Below are 3,274 nucleotides of genomic sequence, written 5' to 3'. Positions count from 1 at the left end.
TGGCTTTTTTCTAATTCTTCGTTTAATTTGATGAGCATATTATTTCTCGAATCAAATAACCCATCGACATCTCTAAAATATCCCGATATCTCATCATCAGGGATTTTGTTCACAATACTATAAACCGCATCTATCTTCTCTGCAAAATTTTTAAAATAATCTCTTTCAATTGCTCCAAATCTTTTCCTTAAGCTCAGAGAATCGGCTTTAATGAAATTCTTTAAGTTCCTCAAAAGACCTCCGTTCGCTTATACTGTTTCTAAATAACTGCTCGTTTAATTCTTGATTTATTCTATCTCTTGGAGTTATTTTATTTCTTTCAAAAAACCAAACTATGTCTTCCAAACAACTTGTTAAAGTGGTATATCTACCTGCTTTTTTTAGTCTATCTAGTCCGTTTTTTGCTTTCTCCCCGATTCTTATATTCATTTGTTTTTTTATTAAAATGGATGCTTTTTGCACGCAAATATGTAGATGTTGAAACTAATAATGTGTTGTTTTTTTAATTGATTATGTTTTTAAATGCGTTCATTTATGCCTACTTTTTAAAAAAGTAAAAAACACAAACTATTTAAAATCAGTACTTTATGTTTTGAACTGAGATTCATCTCCGTTCCCTCTTGCTTCTCCCATTCTTTATACTAAATCTTTAATTTCACTGCCATTTACCAAGCATTCATTTAGGTCTTTAAATCCAAGAAAATGCTTTCTACAATCTTTCGCATTTTTAAATTTTTCCATTACCAATGAAGTGTATTTATCTCCTGTCGTGTCATTATCTAAGTACAATTCTATAAAATCATAATCACTCAAAACCGAAATATTCGTCACTAACAATGCCACCGAATTTAAAATCAAATAATCCGATTCCTCCATTATTAAATTTTCCCGAACCTGTATAAAAGATAAATAGTCAAAAAAACCTTCGTAGATTCTTAGCGTTTTTTGATTCATTGTAGATTAGTGATATGTCTTTCTTTCCTAAGCAGATTTTTGCATATTTGGATCTGATTTCCCAACCTTGGCTTTTATTTTGAAATCCTAAAGCGAAGTGATTTTTTTCATTTATTGTATAGTGGATTTCTTTGAGCTGTTTAATATTTTTGGAATTATGTATTTGTCTATTTTTTAGATATTGAATTAAAGCGACATGTTGAACCGGTAATATTTTTTTAATATGATTAGTGCTATTTAGTTCCTTAGTTGGTGTTTCAAAAATTTGCTTTTGAAAAGAAAAAAAAGTATCGAATTTTTCTAGGTAACTCAAAGCTTCATTAACACTAAATCCAAACTTTTGAATTACGAAGTCTATAAACGTTCCCACCTTTCTGTTCTCCGTGGTCAAACCATCGATTAATTTTTCTATTGAGCTTAAAAGAGGCTGTTTTTTCAATTCTAAAAGGGATAAATACCAACTTTCATTTTCATTTGATTTTGTGGGTTCACATCCTAAATTTTGAAGTACTTTTTCTATTGAAATTTCTCTTGCTTGAGTCGAATTCATTACAGCGTATTTTGTAGGTTAAAAAAATGCAAAAAAGTGATGAATTGATGACAACACAGATTTAAACCAACAACAGTAAGGCTTTACATTGTCATCATTTTGTCATCAAAAATTATAATGATGAATAAAAATGATGACAGTTTTTTAATAATTATGACGTGATGACAAAATGATGAGACGTAATCCCCTATCAATATTGGGCTGAGACACTTGTGTCATCAATTCATCACTTTTTTGCATTTTTTTAACCTACAAAATACGCTGTAATGAATTCGACTCAAGCAAGAGAAATTTCAATAGAAAAAGTACTTCAAAATTTAGGATGTGAACCCACAAAATCAAATGAAAATGAAAGTTGGTATTTATCCCCTTTTAGAATTGAAAAAACAGCCTCTTTTAAGCTCAATAGAAAAATTAATCGATGGTTTGACCACGGAGAACAGAAAGGTGGGAAACGTTATAGACTTCGTAATTCAAAAGTTTGGATTTAGTGTTAATGAAGCTTTGAGTTACCTAGAAAAATTCGATACTTTTTTTTCTTTTCAAAAGCAAATTTTTGAAACACCAACTAAGGAACTAAATAGCACTAATCATATTAAAAAAATATTACCGGTTCAACATGTCGCTTTAATTCAATATCTAAAAAATAGACAAATACATAATTCCAAAAATATTAAACAGCTCAAAGAAATCCACTATACAATAAATGAAAAAAAATCACTTCGCTTTAGGATTTCAAAATAAAAGCCAAGGTTGGGAAATCAGATCCAAATATGCAAAAATCTGCTTAGGAAAGAAAGACATATCACTAATCTACAATGAATCAAAAACGCTAAGAATCTACGAAGGTTTTTTTGACTATTTATCTTTTATACAGGTTCGGGAAAATTTAATAATGGAGGAATCGGATTATTTGATTTTAAATTCGGTGGCATTGTTAGTGACGAATATTTCGGTTTTGAGTGATTATGATTTTATAGAATTGTACTTAGATAATGACACGACAGGAGATAAATACACTTCATTGGTAATGGAAAAATTTAAAAATGCGAAAGATTGTAGAAAGCATTTTCTTGGATTTAAAGACCTAAATGAATGCTTGGTAAATGGCAGTGAAATTAAAGATTTAGTATAAAGAATGGGAGAAGCAAGAGGGAACGGAGATGAATCTCAGTTCAAAACATAAAGTACTGATTTTAAATAGTTTGTGTTTTTTACTTTTTTAAAAAGTAGGCATAAATGAACGCATTTAAAAACATAATCAATTAAAAAACAACACATTATTAGTTTCAACATCTACATATTTGCGTGCAAAAAAGCATCCATTTAATAAAAAAACAAATGAATATAAGAATCGGGGAGAAAGCAAAAAACGGACTAGATAGACTAAAAAAAAGCAGGTAGATATACCACTTTAACAAGTTGTTTGGAAGACATAGTTTGGTTTTTTGAAAGAAATAAAATAACTCCAAGAGATAGAATAAATCAAGAATTAAACGAGCAGTTATTTAGAAACAGTATAAGCGAACGGAGGTCTTTTGAGGAACTTAAAGAATTCATTAAAGCCGATTCTCTGAGCTTAAGGAAAAGATTTGGAGCAATTGAAAGAGATTATTTTAAAAATTTTGCAGAGAAGATAGATGCGGTTTATAGTATTGTGAACAAAATCCCTGATGATGAGATATCGGGATATTTTAGAGATGTCGATGGGTTATTTGATTCGAGAAATAATATGCTCATCAAATTAAACGAAGAATTAGAAAAAAGCCA

Annotated in this window: 7 protein-coding genes; 3 read left to right on the top strand and 4 right to left on the bottom strand. The window is 29.5% G+C overall.

The genetic code is table 11. The features are described from left to right. The 4 genes from BXU11_RS18200 to BXU11_RS16970 all read right to left on the bottom strand — a co-directional run. The coding region (locus BXU11_RS18200) for a hypothetical protein (protein WP_223253774.1) at positions 1 to 233 on the bottom strand (233 nt) is incomplete at its 3' end. Continuing rightward, positions 208 to 429, bottom strand: coding sequence for a BfmA/BtgA family mobilization protein (locus BXU11_RS16980; RefSeq protein ID WP_078213370.1), 222 nt, complete (start codon positions 427 to 429; stop codon positions 208 to 210). The genes BXU11_RS16980 and BXU11_RS18200, both read right to left, overlap by 26 nt. A 207-nt stretch (positions 430 to 636) precedes the next feature. Next, positions 637 to 876 carry a toprim domain-containing protein gene (locus BXU11_RS17940; protein ID WP_255373961.1) on the bottom strand — a complete coding sequence of 80 codons (240 nt, stop codon included), beginning with the start codon at positions 874 to 876 and terminating at the stop codon, positions 637 to 639. A gap of 37 nt (positions 877 to 913) precedes the next feature. Then, on the bottom strand, positions 914 to 1,504 hold the full coding sequence (locus BXU11_RS16970) for a hypothetical protein (protein WP_078213368.1): 591 nt from the start codon (positions 1,502 to 1,504) through the stop codon (positions 914 to 916). Positions 1,505 to 1,852: 348 nt separating this feature from the next. Between BXU11_RS16970 and BXU11_RS17935 the strand changes: the two genes are divergently transcribed. From BXU11_RS17935 to BXU11_RS16955, 3 genes are all read left to right on the top strand, one after another. Continuing rightward, positions 1,853 to 2,248, top strand: a complete 396-nt coding sequence (locus tag BXU11_RS17935; RefSeq protein ID WP_189318560.1) for a hypothetical protein — start codon at positions 1,853 to 1,855, stop codon at positions 2,246 to 2,248. Further along, positions 2,211 to 2,639: a toprim domain-containing protein gene (locus BXU11_RS17930; protein WP_078213366.1), complete on the top strand. Its 429-nt coding sequence runs from the start codon at positions 2,211 to 2,213 to the stop codon at positions 2,637 to 2,639. Before BXU11_RS17935 ends, BXU11_RS17930 begins: the two co-directional genes overlap by 38 nt. Before the next feature lie 291 nt (positions 2,640 to 2,930). Then, positions 2,931 to 3,274: hypothetical protein (locus BXU11_RS16955; RefSeq protein WP_139363543.1), on the top strand; the 344-nt coding region annotated here is incomplete at its 3' end.

The sequence above is a fragment of the Flavobacterium sp. LM5 genome (assembly GCF_002017945.1).
GTDB classification, from domain to species: Bacteria; Bacteroidota; Bacteroidia; order Flavobacteriales; family Flavobacteriaceae; genus Flavobacterium; species Flavobacterium succinicans.
Note: the sequence above shows the minus strand (reverse complement) of the source record. Positions and strands in the feature narration are given on the sequence as shown.

Excerpts from the sequence above, each read along its gene's own strand:
- BXU11_RS17935 (WP_189318560.1), top strand. The coding sequence starts at position 1,853 with ATGAAAGTTGGTATTTATCCCCTTTTAGAATTGAAAAAACAGCCTCTT.
- BXU11_RS16970 (WP_078213368.1), bottom strand. The coding sequence starts at position 1,504 with ATGAATTCGACTCAAGCAAGAGAAATTTCAATAGAAAAAGTACTTCAA.
- BXU11_RS17940 (WP_255373961.1), bottom strand. The coding sequence starts at position 876 with ATGGAGGAATCGGATTATTTGATTTTAAATTCGGTGGCATTGTTAGTG.
- BXU11_RS16980 (WP_078213370.1), bottom strand. The coding sequence starts at position 429 with ATGAATATAAGAATCGGGGAGAAAGCAAAAAACGGACTAGATAGACTA.
- BXU11_RS17930 (WP_078213366.1), top strand. The coding sequence starts at position 2,211 with ATGAAAAAAAATCACTTCGCTTTAGGATTTCAAAATAAAAGCCAAGGT.